The 16,511-nt window shown below is 70.0% G+C and carries 17 protein-coding genes; 9 read left to right on the top strand and 8 right to left on the bottom strand.

Translation table 11 applies throughout. From position 1 onward, the window contains the following. Positions 1–12 precede the first annotated feature (12 nt). The 4 genes from ACQY0Z_RS17850 to ACQY0Z_RS17835 form a co-directional block, all read right to left on the bottom strand. Positions 13–279, bottom strand: a complete 267-nt coding sequence (locus ACQY0Z_RS17850) for a metal-sensitive transcriptional regulator (protein WP_189901458.1) — start codon at positions 277–279, stop codon at positions 13–15. A gap of 60 nt (positions 280–339) precedes the next feature. Continuing rightward, a complete protein-coding gene (locus ACQY0Z_RS17845; protein ID WP_189901461.1) occupies positions 340–1,239 on the bottom strand; it encodes a sulfite exporter TauE/SafE family protein in 900 nt (299 codons plus the stop codon). After that, complete coding sequence (locus tag ACQY0Z_RS17840; RefSeq protein ID WP_439812520.1) at positions 1,236–1,814, bottom strand: rhodanese-like domain-containing protein; 579 nt, start codon at positions 1,812–1,814, stop codon at positions 1,236–1,238. Before ACQY0Z_RS17840 ends, ACQY0Z_RS17845 begins: the two co-directional genes overlap by 4 nt. Before the next feature lie 149 nt (positions 1,815–1,963). Further along, complete coding sequence (locus ACQY0Z_RS17835; protein WP_189901546.1) at positions 1,964–3,352, bottom strand: rhodanese-like domain-containing protein; 1,389 nt, start codon at positions 3,350–3,352, stop codon at positions 1,964–1,966. 497 nt (positions 3,353–3,849) lie between these two features. Between ACQY0Z_RS17835 and ACQY0Z_RS17830 the strand changes: the two genes are divergently transcribed. From ACQY0Z_RS17830 to ACQY0Z_RS17815, 4 genes are all read left to right on the top strand, one after another. Beyond that, positions 3,850–4,113 carry a metal-sensitive transcriptional regulator gene (locus tag ACQY0Z_RS17830; protein ID WP_189901464.1) on the top strand — a complete coding sequence of 88 codons (264 nt, stop codon included), beginning with the start codon at positions 3,850–3,852 and terminating at the stop codon, positions 4,111–4,113. Positions 4,114–4,684: 571 nt separating this feature from the next. Continuing rightward, entirely contained in the window at positions 4,685–5,176 is a 492-nt protein-coding gene (locus tag ACQY0Z_RS17825; protein ID WP_189901466.1) for a hypothetical protein, read from the top strand. Between the two features lie 61 nt (positions 5,177–5,237). Further along, entirely contained in the window at positions 5,238–6,002 is a 765-nt protein-coding gene (locus ACQY0Z_RS17820) for a DsbA family protein (RefSeq protein WP_189901468.1), read from the top strand. After that, positions 5,999–6,871 carry a cytochrome c biogenesis CcdA family protein gene (locus ACQY0Z_RS17815; protein WP_189901470.1) on the top strand — a complete coding sequence of 291 codons (873 nt, stop codon included), beginning with the start codon at positions 5,999–6,001 and terminating at the stop codon, positions 6,869–6,871. Before ACQY0Z_RS17820 ends, ACQY0Z_RS17815 begins: the two co-directional genes overlap by 4 nt. 34 nt (positions 6,872–6,905) lie before the next feature. Here the strand turns inward: ACQY0Z_RS17815 and ACQY0Z_RS17810 are convergent, their stop codons facing one another. From ACQY0Z_RS17810 to ACQY0Z_RS17795, 4 genes are all read right to left on the bottom strand, one after another. Then, the gene (locus tag ACQY0Z_RS17810) at positions 6,906–7,244 is read right to left on the bottom strand and encodes a DsrE family protein (RefSeq protein WP_189901471.1); all 339 of its coding nucleotides are present in this window, start codon (positions 7,242–7,244) and stop codon (positions 6,906–6,908) included. Positions 7,245–7,287: 43 nt separating this feature from the next. Further along, a complete protein-coding gene (locus tag ACQY0Z_RS17805; RefSeq protein ID WP_189901473.1) occupies positions 7,288–8,289 on the bottom strand; it encodes a sodium-dependent transporter in 1,002 nt (333 codons plus the stop codon). Between the two features lie 1,359 nt (positions 8,290–9,648). Beyond that, positions 9,649–9,819 (bottom strand): hypothetical protein, encoded by a 171-nt coding sequence (locus ACQY0Z_RS17800; protein WP_189901476.1) that lies wholly within the window; start codon positions 9,817–9,819, stop codon positions 9,649–9,651. 452 nt (positions 9,820–10,271) lie between these two features. Next, a complete protein-coding gene (locus tag ACQY0Z_RS17795; protein ID WP_189901478.1) occupies positions 10,272–11,018 on the bottom strand; it encodes a DNA-methyltransferase in 747 nt (248 codons plus the stop codon). Positions 11,019–11,423: 405 nt separating this feature from the next. Here ACQY0Z_RS17795 and ACQY0Z_RS17790 point away from each other — a divergent pair, with 405 nt between their 5' ends. The 5 genes from ACQY0Z_RS17790 to ACQY0Z_RS17770 all read left to right on the top strand — a co-directional run bounded on the left by ACQY0Z_RS17790 (position 11,424) and on the right by ACQY0Z_RS17770 (position 16,499). Next, complete coding sequence (locus ACQY0Z_RS17790; RefSeq protein WP_189901479.1) at positions 11,424–12,530, top strand: C40 family peptidase; 1,107 nt, start codon at positions 11,424–11,426, stop codon at positions 12,528–12,530. Between the two features lie 72 nt (positions 12,531–12,602). After that, a complete protein-coding gene (locus ACQY0Z_RS17785) occupies positions 12,603–12,911 on the top strand; it encodes a DUF6112 family protein (RefSeq protein WP_189901481.1) in 309 nt (102 codons plus the stop codon). A 1-nt stretch (position 12,912) separates the two neighbouring features. After that, positions 12,913–13,584, top strand: a complete 672-nt coding sequence (locus ACQY0Z_RS17780; protein WP_189901483.1) for a hypothetical protein — start codon at positions 12,913–12,915, stop codon at positions 13,582–13,584. Positions 13,585–13,615: 31 nt separating this feature from the next. Beyond that, positions 13,616–14,962 (top strand): SCO6881 family protein, encoded by a 1,347-nt coding sequence (locus ACQY0Z_RS17775; RefSeq protein ID WP_189901485.1) that lies wholly within the window; start codon positions 13,616–13,618, stop codon positions 14,960–14,962. A gap of 85 nt (positions 14,963–15,047) precedes the next feature. Next, positions 15,048–16,499, top strand: a complete 1,452-nt coding sequence (locus tag ACQY0Z_RS17770) for an SCO6880 family protein (protein ID WP_189901487.1) — start codon at positions 15,048–15,050, stop codon at positions 16,497–16,499. Positions 16,500–16,511: the final 12 nt, after the last annotated feature.

Here is a 16,511-nt window from a genome sequence, read left to right as displayed (position 1 = left end):
ACAGCCGCATGTTCACGCCAGGGTGAGGAACAGCTTCTCCAGTTCCTCTTCCGTCATCGACGATGATTCGCCCTCCCCGCCTACGAGACACTGGCGCATGCCACTGGCGACGATCTTGAATCCGGCCCGGTCGAGGGCGCGGGAGACGGCAGCGAGCTGGGTGACGACGTCCGCGCAGTCGCGGCCGTCCTCGATCATGGTGATGATTCCCGTGAGCTGTCCCTGGGCGCGGCGCAGCCGGTTGAGGACTGCGGTCACCGCCTCTTCCTGCACTTTCACCGGGCTTCTCCTTCGTGTGTGATGACGTATGGGCGTGCGATTCCCCCTCTGCGAGTGGTGTTAGGGGCGCATGCTCAGCTGGCGGGTGTTCTCCGGCGTCGTTTCGCCGACTTCCTCCGTCCTGCGCCTGCGCGCCAGCGTCCAGCCCACGGCCGCCGCCGCTGCGAGTCCGACACCGATCCAGGTCAACGGGCTGGTCCACACGGCGGCGGGGAGCTGCTGGCTGAGGACGAAGACGCCCATGGCGACGACGAACCAGCCGAACGTCTTGCGCAGAGTGTCCTGAGGGATGCGGCCGGCGAAGCGGCTGCCGACCAGGCTGCCGACGACCGCTGCAGCGGTCACCATCAGGGCGAGATCCCAGTCGATCTGGACACCGGCCAGGTGACCGGCGAGCCCGGAGAACGATTTCATCGCGATGACCAGCAGCGAAGTACCGACCGCGACACTCATGGGCAGTCCGCCGAGCAGAGCCAGGGCGGGGACGACCAGGAAGCCGCCACCGGAGCCGACCAGCCCGGTGACCGCACCCACGACCAGTCCCTCCACGATCACGTGCTTCACCGGAAGCTCGGCGTGGGCGGCCCTGTGCCCAGCCTTGCGACCCGCGCCCTTGCGGAGCATGGCCACGGCGGTGGCCAGCATCATCAGCGCGAACGCGATCAGCAGCACGGTGCCCGGGATGAACTCGGCCAGACGTCCGCCGCCGTAGGCGCCGACCATGCTGACCGCGCCGAAGATCAGTCCGGTGCGCCACCGGACCCGGTGCGCGCGGGCGTGCGGGATCAGACCGATCAGGCTGGTCACGCCGACGACGAACAGCGAGGTGGCGATGGCCTCCTTGCTGTCCTGGCCCGCGAGGTAGACGAGGATCGGCACGGTCAGGATGGACCCGCCGCCGCCCAGGATGCCCAGGCTGATGCCGATCAGGACGGAGGCGGCCAGGACGAGGGTGATCACGACCGGTCCCGCAGGGAGGCGATGACGGTGCGGATGTCGGTGCGCGGGCCGCGGTTGTAAGGCAGCTTGGAGAGCATCATGCCCATCGCGCAGGTGTTGCTGAGGGCGGCGAAGGTGAGGCCGGCGCCGATCGCGGTGCCGATCAGGTGCACGCCGGGGACGAACAAGCCCACGACGCCGCTGACCAGCACGACCGAGCCGGCGATCAGGCGGACCTGGCGCTCCAGCTCCCAACGCTCCGGGCCGCGGTTGACGGGGGCGCCGGCCGCTTCCCAGGCCATCATGCCGCCGTCCAGGACGCGCAGGTTCGGCAGGCCCGCCTCGGCGAGCGCCTGCTCGGCCTGCGAGGCGCGGGCGCCGGAGCGACAGACCAGCACCACGTCCTCATCGAGGTGGCGGCGCAGCTCGGAACGATGCTCGCGCAGGGTGTCCAGCGGCACGTTGTAGGCGCCAGGGATGTGACTGGTCTGGAACTCACCTGGGGTGCGCACGTCCAGCAGACGGGGAGCCTTGCCGGTCTTGATCAGATACTGGAGCGCGGCGGGGGTGAAAGCGGTGGCGTTGGTGGTCGTCATGAGAACTCCATGGGTGATGCGGACCCGTACAAGGCACGGGTGGAGAACAGGGAAATGCGGGGGAAGGGGCCGGTGCGCCCGCACCGGGGGCAGTCAGGGCAGAAGTTCCCTGCCGCGGGCGCACCGGCAGCTCGTTACGCCCCGCCGGGTCAGACGGCGGCGGGCGTGTTCAGCAGGGCCCAGGCGGCCCAGCCGCCGAGCACGTCGGAGACGTCCTCGAAGCCCTGCTGGCGCAGCAGGCTGGCGGCGATGGAGGAGCGGTGACCGCCGGCACAGTGCAGGACCAGCGGCTTGTCGCGGGGGATCTCGTCCAGACGGTTCGGGAGCTCGCCGAGCGCGATGTGCAGGGCGCCCTCGATGAACCCGTTCTCGCCGCGCTCGCCGCAGTTGCGGACGTCGATCACAACCGGCGGGGTCTCGCCCTCCAGCTCGGCACGCAGCTGGGCTGCGGTCAGGCGGCTGGCCGGGGTGACCTCGTCGGCCACCGTCTCCAGCGCCTCGTCAGGGGAGGCCAGATAGCCGGCCACCCGGTCGAAGCCGATCCGGGCGAGGCGGGTGACGATCTCCTCCTCACGGTCCTCCGGGGCGACGACCAGCAGCTCGGCCCCGAGCGGCAGGACGGTGCCGGCCTGCTCGGCGAACCGGCCGTCGGCCGGGACGTTGACCGCCCCGCGCAGGTGTCCGGCGGCGAACTCCTGCGGGTCACGGGCGTCGACCACCACGGCGCCCGCCGCGCGCCGGGCCAGGAAGTCCTCCACGCCCAGCGCCCGCGGCGCGCTCGCCGGGTCGAACAGCTCCCGCTCCCGGCGGTTCAGGTCCGCGTCATAGGCGAAGTAGCCCGGCGCAGCCGACTGCCCGGCGGTCACGATGGCAACGAAGTCCTTCTCGCTCATCGGGGCGCACGCGTAGTTGGTGGCACGCTGCTCGCCGATGGTCGACTGCCGCTCGGTGGAGAGGTTCTTGCCGCAGGAGGAGCCGGCACCGTGAGCGGGGAAGACGCGCACCTCGTCCGGCAGGCTCATCAGCTTGTTCTGCACGCTGTCGTGGAGCATCGCGCCGAGCTCGTCGGCGGTCACGCCCACCGAGGCCAGCAGGTCGGGGCGGCCGACGTCACCGATGAAGAGTGCGTCACCGGTGAGCACACCGTACGGGACGGTGTCCTCGGCGCGCTCGTAGACCAGCACGCTGATCGACTCCGGGGTATGCCCGGGAGTCTCCATGATCTTCAGGGTGACGTCGCCGAGGCTGATCGTGTCGCCGTCGGCCAGCTTGCGGATCGCGTACTCGGTCTCCGCGCGGCGCCCGTAGCCGATCCACGCGCCGGTGCGGGCGGCCATCTCCAGGTGACCGGCGACGAAGTCCGCGTGGAAGTGGGTGTTGATGACTCCGACCACGGTGAAGCCGCGGGCCTCGGCGTCGTTCAGGTACTCGGACACGTCCCGGCGGGGGTCGACGACCACGGCCTGACCGGTGGACTCGTCGGCGATCATGTACGACGCCTGGGAGAGGCACTCGAGGTAGTACTGCGAGAAGAACACGGAAACCTCCGTCACGAGATGGACTGCATACCCCGGGGGGTATTATTTCGGCCGTGAGGCGCCCTCCCGGAAAGAGCGGGCGCGGACGACAGGGGAAAGCGGGGCGTCGGCGTGGAGTCGAAGCGTGAACGACGGACCGTGACGCCAGGCCGGGCCTGAGGGTCGTCCAGTCGGGTTGATTGCCGCGGCAGGACGCGTCCCATACCCCCTGGGGTATTACGTCATCGACCGTAAAGGGTCACCCTTCGAGCTGTCAAATACCCCAGGGGGTATCCATGGGGTCGCTCGGCGGGAGAAAGGCAGCCAACTCGCTCCCGCCCGGCCGCCCCGCCGGCGCGTGCGGGACCTTCCAGCGCACCGACCGAAAGGCGTCCGCGCCGGGGGACCCGGACGGCGCCGCCCCTCCCGCTCGCCGACCGCACCGACCGCCCGGATGCCAGGGGAGCCGGGTTTATACCCCTCGGGGTATTATGGTGGGGATGTGGAGGAGGGTTCCCATGCAGGTGGACGAAGAATCGACACAGCCCGTGCTGAACCGCCTGCGGCGGGCACAGGGACAGTTGGCTGCCGTGATCGCGATGGTCGAGGCCGGCCGCGACTGCAAGGATGTGGTGACGCAACTCGCGGCGGTCTCCCGGGCCCTGGACAGGGCCGGATTCAAGATCGTGGCCAGCGGAATGCGGCAGTGCCTTGCCGGGGACTCCGACGCCCCGCCGATGTCGCAGGAAGAACTGGAAAAGCTCTTCCTCGCCCTCGCCTGACCCGCATCCCGCCTCCCGGTGCCATCCGCACGCCGGGTCGTCCGGCGAAAGACAGCGTGGGTAGAGTGGCCCACACATGCCGGGGAAGCAGCGGGCCGGAGGAGCCATGAGGCGGTTGAGGGCACATCACGGTGTCCGGATCGCGCTCGCGTTCCTCGTGGTCCTGACGGCATGGCTGTGCGCCGGCCGCGCCACCGCCCCCAACGGCACCGTAGGAGGGTCGGGGGTGGTCACTGCTGCGGACGGGCACGCCGCTGAGCGGCACCGGCCGACGGTCGATCATGTCCGGTCGACTGTCCTTGAGGACCGGTCCGCACCACGCCCCTGCGTCAAGAAGTCGCTCGCCGGAGCACAGACGGTCCGGGGCGAGGTCTCGGCGGCCTCATCGGCGCGGGTGATCGCCAGCGCAGGCGGCGATCCGGTCCTGTGTCCGCCGCCTAGCCGGTACCCGCCCGCGGAGTCTGTGGGACGGCCGCCGCCGGTTTCTCTGTCTGTCCTTTCCGTTCTGCAGGTGTAGGCCGATCAGCTGATCGCGCCCTTCCCAGTCCGCAGAACGGAGTGTTCCCTTTCCATGTCTTCTTCTCGTTCGGTCCGTGGGGCGGTGGCCGCGTTGCGCGGCTGGACCGTCCGCCGGTGGGCGGCCGCCATGACCGGTGCGCTGGCCACGGCCATGGTGACCGGTGTCCCGACGGCCGTCGTTCCCACTCCGTGGTTCTCCCGCTCGGTCCCTGTGCAGTGGTGGAACTACCCCGCCTGGGCTGTCACCGCCGCGCTCGCCGGCCTGGTGCTGGCCACCTATGTGGCGGCGGGCCCTGCGGTCCGGCCTGCCGATCCGGCCCCCGGCCGGCGTCTGGGCTACCTCGGCGGTGTGCTGTCGTTCCTGGCCATCGGCTGCCCCGTCTGCAACAAGGTGGTCCTCCTCCTCGTCGGCGCCTCCGGCGCGCTGACCTACTGGGCGCCGCTGCAGCCCCTGGTCGCCGTGACCTCCGTCGCCCTGCTGGCCGAGGCCGCACTGCGCAGGCTCGCCACCGAGGCGGCCTGCCCGGTCCCGGCCGCCGGCTGACCCCCGCTCTCCCTGCCTTCCTCCCTCCATGCGCTTCCTTCACCCGTCGAAGGGGTCTCCCATGTCTTCGTCCCCCGCTTCCCCCACGCCTCGGTCACACGGCCGACGCCGCCTGATCGCCGCGATCGCGGCCCTTCTGGTCGCCGCGGTCGCCGTCCTCCTGTCCTTCACCCTCGACAGCGGTTCCTCCTCCCGAACCTCGGAAAGGGAGGGCCCGGCCCAGGCCGGCGACAGCACGACCAGCGAGCCGGATCCCCGGGACAGTGCTCTGCTGGCACTCGCACGCCGGGACGCCGAGGACCCGTTGGCCATGGGCCGTGCCGACGCACCCGTCGTGATGATCGAGTACGCGGACTTCCAGTGCCCCTTCTGCGGCAAGTTCGCCCGCGACACCGAGCCCGAGCTGATCCGCTCCTACGTCGACAAGGGCATTCTGCGCATCGAATGGCGCAACTTCCCCGTCTTCGGCCAGGAATCAGAGCAGGCCGCCCGCGCCGCCTGGGCCGCCGGACGCCAGCAGAAGTTCTGGCAATTCCACGAGGAGGCGTACAGCAAGACCCGCGAACGCAATCAGGGCGCCTTCGCCGAGGACAAGCTCGTGGCCATGGCTCGCGCCGCAGGTGTCACCGACATCGACAGGTTCCTCGACGACATGCGCTCCGAGCAGGCCCGGACCGCGGTCCAGCGGGACCAGGCCGAGGGCTACCAGCTCGGAGTGACCAGCACTCCGGCCTTCCTGATCAACGACACGCCCATCCTCGGCGCCCAGCCCCTCGCCGCCTTCGAGAAGGCCGTCGAGGACGCGGCGAAGGCCGCCGGACGATGAGCGACATCGGAATCCTCGCCGCCTTCCTCGGCGGCCTCCTCGCCCTGCTCAGCCCATGCAGCGCCCTGCTGCTCCCGGCCTTCTTCGCCTACTCGTTCACCAGAACGACCACCCTGCTGGCCCGCACGCTCCTGTTCTACGCGGGCCTGTGCACCACACTCGTCCCCCTCGGCGTGGCGGGATCCCTCGCCGGCCGCCTCTTCTACGGCCATCGCGACACCCTCGTCACCGTGGGCGGCTGGACGGTGATCCTGCTGGGGGTGGCCCAGATCCTTGGCCTGGGCTTCGGCATGCGGCGCCTGAGCGAGACCGCCGGGGCGCGCCGCTCCGGCTCACCCTTCTCGGTGCTCGTCCTGGGCGCGGTGTACGGGCTCGCCGGATTCTGCGCGGGACCCATCCTCGGTGGCATCCTCACCGTCGCGGCCGTCGGCGGAAGCCCGGCGCGCGGCGGCCTGCTCCTGGCCTGCTACGCCCTGGGCATGGCGCTGCCCATGTTCGTCCTCGCCCTGCTGTGGGACCGGTTCGACCTCGGCGGGAAGCGGTGGCTGCGCGGCCGCGGCGTCAGCCTGGGGCCGCTGACCGTGCACACCACCTCCCTGATCGGCGGCTCCCTGTTCATCGTTCTGGGCGTGCTCTTCCTGGTCTTCGACGGGACGTCGGCCCTGCCCTCCCTGCTGGACGTGGAGACGGAGGCGGCCCTGGAGGAGCGCCTGGCGGCCGTCGGGCGGACCATCTCGGACCGGGTGCTTCTGCTGGTCGTCGCAGCCGCCGCCCTGCTCACCGCCGTACTACTTCTCGTACGGCCACGGGGGACGCGCACCAGGAGAACCGGAAGCGAGCCCGGCGCGCCCTCGCGGCGTCCCGGGTGAACGGCCCGTCTGCGGGGCCGTGCACGCGCCGGAGTCACAGGGGCAGGTAGGACCAGCCCTCGTGCTGACGTCGTACCAGGTGCCAGGCGGCGGCCGGGACCACGTCGACGCCCTCCCCGAGCGTGTCCGTCGTCAGGTCCCGGTCCTTCAGGGTGTTCGCACAGGCCAGGAAACGCACGCCTGCCTCTTGGAGAGCGGCAACGGACTCGGCATGAGGGCTGTCCGCAAGGACCAGGCCGATGCCGTCGCCGTAGCAGACGGCCTCCACCTCCAGGGGCAGGTCCGCCGCCTTCAGGAGATTGCCGATCTTCCGAGGCGTCCGGCCCACCACCGGCACCCCCACCACGGCCCGGACGGTCTCCAGCGATTCCATCGGGTGCGTCCCTTCCAGTCGTACGATCTTGGAATGCGCCACACTACTTCCGGGCCAGCCGGCGCGGACGAGTGCCGAGGGGCGAGCGATCGGAGCTGGGCCGTGCAGGTCCGGTCATGGCACGGTACGCGGCGACCTTCTGGACCAGGCCGTAGACCAGGACGCTGAGGAGCACACCCGGCTCGGCAGGCAGCAAGGTGACCGCCAGCACGGAGCTGACGCTCACGTTGTTCATCCCACAGGCGAGCGTCACCGTGGCGGCAGCCTCGCACGGCAGCCTCAACAGTCGTGCCGCGCGCCGTCCGACCTGGAAGGCCAGCAGACACGCGCCGCCCGCGGCGGCGACGGCCAGCAACGCAGGTGCCGCTGACGACAGGTCCAGCAAGGGAAAGGCGGCCGCGGCGGTCACATAGGTCAGTACGAGCACGGCGGACATCGCCACCACGGGCGCCAGGCCAAGCACCCGCCTCTCGACCCGCGGCGGGCTCAGCCACCTGCAGACCAGTCCCACGACGCACGGCAGTGCCACGGTGAGAACCACCAGACCACGGGCGCTTCCCGCCGAAGCGGCAGGAAGCGACTCACCCAGCAGTCCGGTCGCGCTCAGAAGACCGAGCGTGGCGGGCAGGGTCAGCGGGCTGAGCAGCGCGGAGCACACCACGATGCTGATCATGGCCGCACCGTCGCCGTCTCCCCGCTGGATCCACACGGTGGCACCGGCCGCAACCGGGGCCGCCGTCACCAGGACGAGCGCCACGGGGACGAAGGGACCGTCCTGGCCGGTCCCGGTCCCCGCCATGACCGCGACAGCGACCGGCACGACGACGAAGGGCGTGACCAGGTGCGCAGTGAGTCCGCCGAGAAGGACGGCGGGACGCCGCAGACTGGCTGCCAGTCTCCGCAGCGTCACCTGGTAGGAGGCCGCGAATAGAATCACGATGAGCAACAGCGCGGGCGGCCGCGTCCGCACGACGCCGATGTCCACACCGGCTTCGCTCAGGACGCGCCCGGGGCCCGGGAGAAGGAAAGCGATGAGGTAGGCCACGAAGGAGGCACGTCCCAGGCGGGCGTTGAGCCAGGCGGAGAGTCGGGGCAGGAGGGAGGACTGTCGTTTCGTCATGAAAGGCTCCGGGAGACAGGAATGAACGTGACGGGCACGCGGAACACGCGGATCGCGCCCGCACCACGACCGGCGGCGGAGCCGATGGGTAGGCCGCCAGGCCGGGACGAGTGAAAGGTCGCGGGCAACAGGTCCGCGGGCACCGCAGGAGAAGATGCGGTGACTGGGGTGTTCAGAACATGACGCCGTCCTACGCCGGCTCAGCCCCGGATCCGTTGGGGGCTTGCCCGCCGACGCGTCGGCCGTCTGTCAGGTCACGCCGCCTCTACACCTGCATGCGCTCGGTTGATTGCCTGCCTGCGCCGGCGGCGAGGGGCCCGGTCGGAAGGACAGGGCCCGGGACCGCCTCGTGCGGTCGGACGAGGTCCAGAGAAGACGCCGGTGTCGGTTCCTTGTCCAGGGACTCACGGATAGGCAGTTCCGCAGTGGGCTCAGGAGCCTTCACGCCCGCCGGGACACACGTCTCAGCACGGCTGTCGACGATGTCCGAATCCGCCGCCAGGGCGACAGCCGTCCGCTGGCCGGCCGACGGCGCCGACCCGACAAGGTGACGCTTCGCCTGGCACCCGCCCAGCGCGGCAGTCAGGACAGCACACACGACGAGCAGGGCCCACACCACCCTCGCTCGGCGCGCCCGCAACACCACTGACCCCTTCGCCGGAAATGTCCTCCCGAGCACGGTACAGAGGACTTGCGCTACGACGAGCGCGACGCGCCCGCGCCCGCCGCACTGCCCTCCGGCTGACATCGTCTTCTCCGAAGTCACCGGCCTTGGGATTGGTGCCGCCGTTGACGCTGAGGTTGATCACGGTGTGAGCGGCGCCCAGGAACGGTCACAGGAGGCAGCCGACCGGGTCTCCGCCGAGGTCATCGGCAAGCACGATGGTGGCCCCGACGCGTTTGCCCACCGGCTCGCGGCGCACCTCGGAAGCTCTGGCACACGGCCATGTGGTCTCCAGGCCGTGCTGTCCTACCCGGCCCGGACCTGATGGACAGGCCGCCGGCAATGCCGGGTCGGTGTCCCAGACACTGACCTTGATCGTGTCACCGCTGACCTCCAGGCCCAGCAGGCAGGGACCGGTGCGTACTTGTAGGCGCTGGTGATCAGCTCGCTGACGACCAGGTGCACGGTGCCCATCGCACGGTCGGAACCGGGGGTAGTCGGTCTGTACCCGGCCCGTAGCCGCCATCGCGGCCAGCCGCGCCCCCCTGCTCCCGCTCAGCCACCGACAGACTTTCGTCGTTGGCGAGGAAACACCCCAGCAGCTTCTCGCCCGCCACGATTCAGTCGCGGACGGTGGCCACGTCGGAGCGTGCGGCGGCCATGACAGCCTGGAACTCGCGATCAGAGTATCCCGGACGCCCAGCCTGCTGGGCGTCCACGCCGTGCCCGGGCTGCCCGGCGTAGTCCAGTACGGCCCTGTCCAGCCGGTCCTGACCGGGCCGGACGCGCACGATCCGCAGCAGGTCCTGCAGGTGCCGGCAGGCGGACTTCTCCCCACACGTCTGCCGACTGCGTCATCAGGTACCGCTCCAGGTGACGCACCCGCGGGGTCCTCAACCTGTTGTGGCGGTTCTGCGAGCCTGTCCAGGAGCAGCAGAAACCGCTTGATCGTTTGGCCACTGGCTGTTTGCCGCCCGCTGCGTGCGGCGCCCGCCTCCGGGCCCGATCCTCACCCCAAGCGCATGCGCGAAGTCCAGTGCAGCCCGGGCAGCGACACCTCCTAGAACGGGAACACATGCTCGCGGCCGTCCTCACCGGCGAACCGCACCACAGGCGCCCCGCCGTCCTCGGTGTCGAAGCCGCGCAAACCGACGCCCTCGGCCCAAAGAAGAAGGGTGGGCCGCCACACCTCGGTAACCGGCCCACCCTTGTGGAATCAGCGATGGTCTCGTTGGTCTGGGCGTCATGCTTCCGGTCCAGCCAGTTCGACGTCCTGTTGCGTGAGTTCGGACCGGAGGCGTTCATCGGCGATCTCGGCGTAATGGTCGGAGAGTTCGATGCCGATGAAGTTGCGGCCTTCGCGGAGGGCGGCGATGCCGGTGGAGCCGCTGCCGGTGAACATGTCGAGGACCGTGCCGTCCTCGCGGCAGATCTGAACGAGCTGGCGCATGACGTCAACGGGCTTCTGGGTGATGTGGACGCGGTCCTTGCGGGGCTGGGACGCGGTGAAGTCGCCGGGCAGGTAGAGATCCCTGGTGTTGTCGAGGCGGCCCCTGGTACCCCAGACGATGAACTCGGCGGACTGCTTGAAGCCTCCCTTACGGGGGCGGCTGGCCGGTTTGATCCAGGGGATGATGCCCTGCCAGGTCCAGCCGGCCATCTGCAACGCGTCTGCTGTGGTGGGCAACTGCCTCCAGTCGGTGAAGACGAGGGCGGGGGCGGTCTCGACGGAGGCACGGTAGGCCTGGGTGAGCAGGTCGGTGAGCCAGGCGCGGTAACTGCGCTGGTCGCGGTTCTCCCCCGGGAACGAGGCGAGGTCGTGGGCGCTGTTTGCGGTGACGTACTTGTCGCGAGCGCTGCGGCTGGTGCGTTCGGCGCTGGTACGACCGCCTGAGTTGTAGGGCGGGTCGGTGACGACGGCGTGGACGCTGGCGTCGGGGATGGTCTTGAGGACAGTCAGGGCGTCACCGCGGTGGAGCGTGTAGCTCAAGAGGCAGGCCTTTCTGGGGTGCTTGGGGTGAACGAGCCGGACGGTAGCTGAAGATTCCGGCCGCTCCTCGGCGATGACCGGCTGGCGTGCGGCGTCCTGCGTTGGTCGTTTGGTGCGGCCGGATTCGGCGTCTACCGTCTCGCCCCGTCAGCCCGATCTCCGAGAGAAGCGGGCTCTGACCTGCATGTTTTCGCCATCTACTGTCCTCGCCGGAAGGGGTTCCCGTGTGCTGTCCGAGATTAGGAGCGCGGCTGGTTGCCGCGCTCCTTCCGGGGCGGGGCCGGTGGAGTACCGGTCCCGCCGTCCGTCGGCCCACGTTGTCGCACTACCAGGAAGGTTCATGCCCGAGATATCCCCGCGCCCCGGGACGGTCGCGAGTCAGTCGGCCGACGAGGAAGTGGTCCGGTGAAAAAGGCCGGCCTGGTGGTCGCCGCACTGGCCTGCTCTCCGTTCCTGCTGGCGGTGCCGGTCGTGTTCGCGGCGAATGAGGCGGTCTCGGCTTCGTGCCAGTCCTCGGCAGGGCAGTCCGTGGATGCTGCGGATGTTGCCGCTCAGGTGGAGGACATCCTGGGTAGCGGCTCCGACGACGAGGTGTCGGTTCCTGGGCTGTCGTCGCCGGCTGAACAGATTCCGAACGCCCGGGTCGTTACGGCCACCGGGATCGCGATGCAGATCCCTGCCCGTGGTCAGGTCGTCGCCCTGGCCACCGCGTTGCAGGAGAGCGGCCTGCGGAACCTGACGTACGGGGACCGGGACTCGGTCGGCCTGTTCCAGCAGCGCCCGTCCCGGGGATGGGGCACGGTGCAGGAGATCCTCGATCCGGCCTATGCGTCGACGAAGTTCTACGAGGGCCTGCGCAAGGTCTCGGGCTGGGAGTCGATGACCGTCACCCAGGCGGCGCAGGCCGTGCAGCGCAGCGGCTTCCCGGACGCCTACGCGAAGTGGGAGCCGCTGGCCACCGCGCTTCAGGAGGCCTTGGCACCGGGCCTCGACAACGGGGAACACGCCGATCAGATCGGCAGCGCCGTCGCCTTCGAGTCCTGTTCCAGCGAGGACGGGTCCCGGTTCGGTGAGATCCCCGCAGGAGCCCTGCCGGACGGCTACACCGTCCCTGCTGACGCTCCGACCACGGCTCGTACGGCGATCCGGTGGGCGTTGGAGCAGCTCGATACCCCGTATCAGTGGGGCGGGAGTTGTACCGACGCGCACGGTCCGGATCCGATGGGCCGGTGCGACTGTTCGTCGCTGATGCAGCAGTCCTACCGTGCGGCCGGTGTCACGCTGGCCCGTACGACGTACGGCCAGGTCAAGGAGGGCAGGGCCGTCTCGGTCGACGCCCTGAGGCCGGGCGATCTGTTGTTCACGGAGGGCTCGGCATCCGCACCCGAGCATGTCGGTATGTACATCGGCGAGGACCTGGTCATCCACGCACCACGGACCGGTGACGTGGTCCGCATCGTGACGCTGAAGTCGTGGAAGAGCGACGTCCTCGCTGCCCGCCGCGTCATCTGACCCGCTCCTCCCCCGCAGCCCGCTTCGCTTCCCTCTCACCCACTCACTTGAATTAGAACTGGAGTTTCAATTATGCATGCTCTCGACGCGGTCGTGCAGCTCGCCTACGACCCCGGTATCAGCCCCAACGAGGGCGGCCTGCCAGGCCTGTCGGTGCTGAAGGAGGTCATGGGGTCGATCAACCTGTTCGGGCTGATCGCCGTGGTCGGCTCGATGGCCGTGTCCGCCGGTGTGTGGGCCTGGGGCCACCACAGCGGAGGGCACCAGGCAGAGGCGAACGGCAAGAAGGGAGTGCTGGTGTCCGCCGGTGCCGCACTGCTACTCGGGGCCGCGAACGGCATCGTGACGTTCTTCTCCACGCTCGGATCGCAGGTCCGCTGACATGACGCAGCGCTCCTACTCCCGCGGCCGAAGGCAGACAGGCCAGCGGGTCCTGCTCGGCTGCGCAGTGCTGACCGTTCTGGTCGCGGTCGCCGGCCTCGTCGGATACCTCACCCGCGCCGACGACTCGCCCGCCGACCGCCCTTCTCCTACCCAGGCGACGCCGCCCTCAGCGCCCAAGAGCGCCCCCGGCAAGGCTGACGGCCCTGGTGCCGTGAAGGCTCCGCCCGCGACCCGTGACCCCCTGGCCTTCGCCAAGGCGGCGGCGGTGGCGCTGTGGTCGTACGACACACGGACGACCACCCAGCCGCGCCATCTCACCGTCCTGCACCGGTGGCTGTCCGACGAGAAGAAGTACACGGACAAGGAGTCGGTCGACGCCCTGGTCCCCTCCCCCGTGCTCTGGGGCCGGATGGCCGACCAGGACCAGTACGCCACCGCTACAGCCGACGAGACCCGGTTCCCGGACGCGTTCAGCCGCGCCCTCCAGGACGACCCGGGTGCGATCTCGAAGGTGCGCATCTACGCCGTGACCGTCTCCGGCAAGCAGAAGGTCGCCTGGAAGGGAGCACCCAAGGGCGGGGCGGAAGCCCGGACCGTGACCCTCGCCGTTCAGTGCCGGCCGTCGCAGAACTGCGCGCTCGCCGGTGTCCTGCCCACCGTGGCGCCCTGACCGCCCCTAGCCCGAAAGGAGGTGCGCCTTCATGGACGTGTGTGACCTGCCGCTGATGGACAAGGTCTGCGGACCGATCGACTTCCTCTCGAACCCGGCCGGTTCGATCACCGACAGCATCGGCGCGTGGATCGCCAAGAGCGTCGGCGAGATGGTCGCCAGCGCCGCCGACCTCGCCGCGGACGCAGTCGACTCCACGACCACGATCGACCTCAACGCGGGATGGTTCCGCGAGAACTACGAACTCCTGCTGCCCATCGGCCTGGTGCTCACCGTCGGCACCTTCTGCCTTCAGCTCATCATGGCCGCCTGGCGGCGAGACGAACGCGCCCTGGCCCAGGCCGCCGTCGGCACCATGACCGGTGTCCTGTTCAGCTTCTGCGCCGTCTCCTTCACCGCGGTGGCCGTCACCGTCGTCGACGCGTTGTCCGCCGGGCTGTTCAAAGCGGCGAACACCTCGGTCGACGACGCCGTCCGCCGCGTCGTGAACGCCGCGAACATGGGACAGATGTTCTCACTCGGCTGGGCCGTCGCCGCGATCGTCGGGCTGGGCTGCGCGATCGGCGCGTTCCTGTACTGGGGCGTAATGGTGGCCCGCAAGGTCGGTGTCCTGGTCATGGTGACCCTGGCGGTCTTCGCCGGAGCTGGTGGCGGCTGGGAGATCGCCCGGCGCTGGCGACGCGGCTGGACCGAGGCCACGGCCACCCTGGTCATCTCGAAACTGCTGATGACCGTGGTCTTCCTGCTGGGCGTGTCCGCGATCGGCAAGGCCGATCCGCACGACGGCCTTGCCGCACTCTCCGATGCCATGGCCGGCATCGTCGTGATGGTCCTGGTGCTGCTCTGTCCGTACGCCACCTACAAGTTCGTGCACTGGGCCGGTGACAGCGGCCGTCCGGAGGACCTGCATCGCGGCAGTGTCGCGGGCATGGCCGTGACGGCTGGGGCTGTGAAGACCGCGGCCGGCCTGGCGATGCGGGCATCCACCGGGACGCCGTCGCCGCAGGGTCCGGCAGCGGTGCCGGGGGTCGGTGGCGGCGGGGTGGCGTCCGGCATCGATCCGACCGGGGGCCGCTTCAGCAAGGAGGGCATCGACGGTGGTGCGTCCCAGAAGCCGACGCAGTTCCGCTTCGGCGAGGATCCTGACGCAGACGGGGACAAGGGCCGTCCGCTCATCCAGCGGCCGGGCATCCCGCCACTGATCACACGCCCGTCGGCGGACGGCGCTGCTGTCCCTGCCGCTGTATCAGCCGCGCCTCTCCCCCAGGGGCCAGCCGTCAGCGCCGGCTCGGTCCACCCCTCGACAAATCCCGCGACGTCGGGATCGGGCCAGCCGGCTCCTGCTTCCTGGACCGTCCAGCCACCCGAAGGATCCTGACGACCTCGGTGGGGGCGGCGCCTCAGGCCGCCCCCACCATCAGCGCCCCCTCCGACTTGCTCGCTCCCTCGCCCATGGATGTGCCATGTCCAAAACACCTACCGTTCGTTTCCCTCACCGCTCCCGCCGCGGAATCCTGCTCGGTCTGACCGCCCCACAGTTGGTCCTCGCTGGCCTGTCCGGACTTCTTCTCCTGACGGTCGTCCTTGTCCTCGGCGTCACAGGCGCCCTGCAGTTGCTGCCGCTGTGGGCACTGCTGGCCGCTGCCATCCTGCTGCGTCACCGCGGCCGCTCGCTCGCCGACTGGGCACCAATCGTTGCTCGCTTCGCGCTCCGCCGGATTCGGGGCCAGTTGGTCTGGCTGGTGAGGCCGTCCTCCCGCCCTCGCCGTGAAGGGCTGCTGCATCTGCCCGGCCGGGCCGCGAATCTGCGGGTGGTGAAATCGCCGAACCGCCGGTACGCCGCCGTGCACGACCCGCATGCCGCGACGCTGACAGCCGTGGTCCGGGTGACGGCCCGTGCCTACGCCCTGCTGGATCCGGCCGCGCAGCAGGCACATGTCGCCGGTTGGGGGCGCGCGCTGGCGGCCCTCGCCCGAACGGGGCAGGTCGCCCGCATCCAGGTCCTGGAGCGGACCGTACCCGACTCCGGGGACGCCCTGCGCCGCTACTGGCAGGAGCACGGATTCCTCGAGAAGCAGCTGGCCGGCCCGCTGTACGAAGAGCTGATCAAAAGCGCGGGCCCTGCGGCCGCCCCGCACGAGGCGTACGTGGCGGTGGCACTGGACATGAAGGCTGCCCGGCGGCTGATCTCCCAGGCTGGCGGCGGCCTGACTGGAGCATTCGCGGTGCTCGGACAGCTGACCTCCACCTTCGACCAGGCTGCCCGCACGGCCGGCCTCACTCCACTCGGCTGGCTGACCGCCGAAGAGATCGCCGCCGTGGCCCGCACCGCCTACGACCCGAAGGCGCTCTCCGCCCTGGACCGCTGGTCGAAGAGCGGGCAGCCGACAGCTGATCCGTCTGCCGCCGGTCCGGTGGTGATGGTCGAGAAGGCCGACCACATCGCCACGGACACAGCCGTCCACACCACCTACTGGGTGGAGGACTGGCCCCGCACCGAAACCGGCGCCGGCTTCCTCCACCAACTCCTCTTCACCGCCGGAGTACGACGCAGCCTCTCCCTCTCCTACGAGCCCAAGGGCATCGAGGCCGCACTGCGCGACGTTCGGCGGCGCAAGGCGGGCATCATCGCAGACGCCACCGAACGCTCCCGGCGGGGGCAGGTCGACTCCGAGGCCGACTCCATCGAGTACCAGGACGTCAAGGACCGCGAACGCCAGCTCATCGCCGGCCACGCCGACATCGCCCTCACCGGCCTGCTGACCGTCTCCGCAGACAGCGAGGACGAACTCCGTATCGCCTGCGCCGCCGTCGAGACGGCCGCCGTCGCGGCCCAGCTGGACCTGCGGCCGCTCACGTGGCAGCAGGCCGAGGCTTTCACCACCGCCGCCCTCCCCTTCGCTCTCGCTTCCTGAAAGCCCGCTGCT

Source organism: Streptomyces sp. P9-2 (genome assembly GCF_051903975.1).
In the GTDB taxonomy this organism is placed as follows: Bacteria; Actinomycetota; Actinomycetes; order Streptomycetales; family Streptomycetaceae; genus Streptomyces; species Streptomyces cellulosae.
The sequence above is the reverse complement of the archived record's forward strand: the minus strand, read 5'-3'. Positions and strand labels throughout refer to the sequence as shown.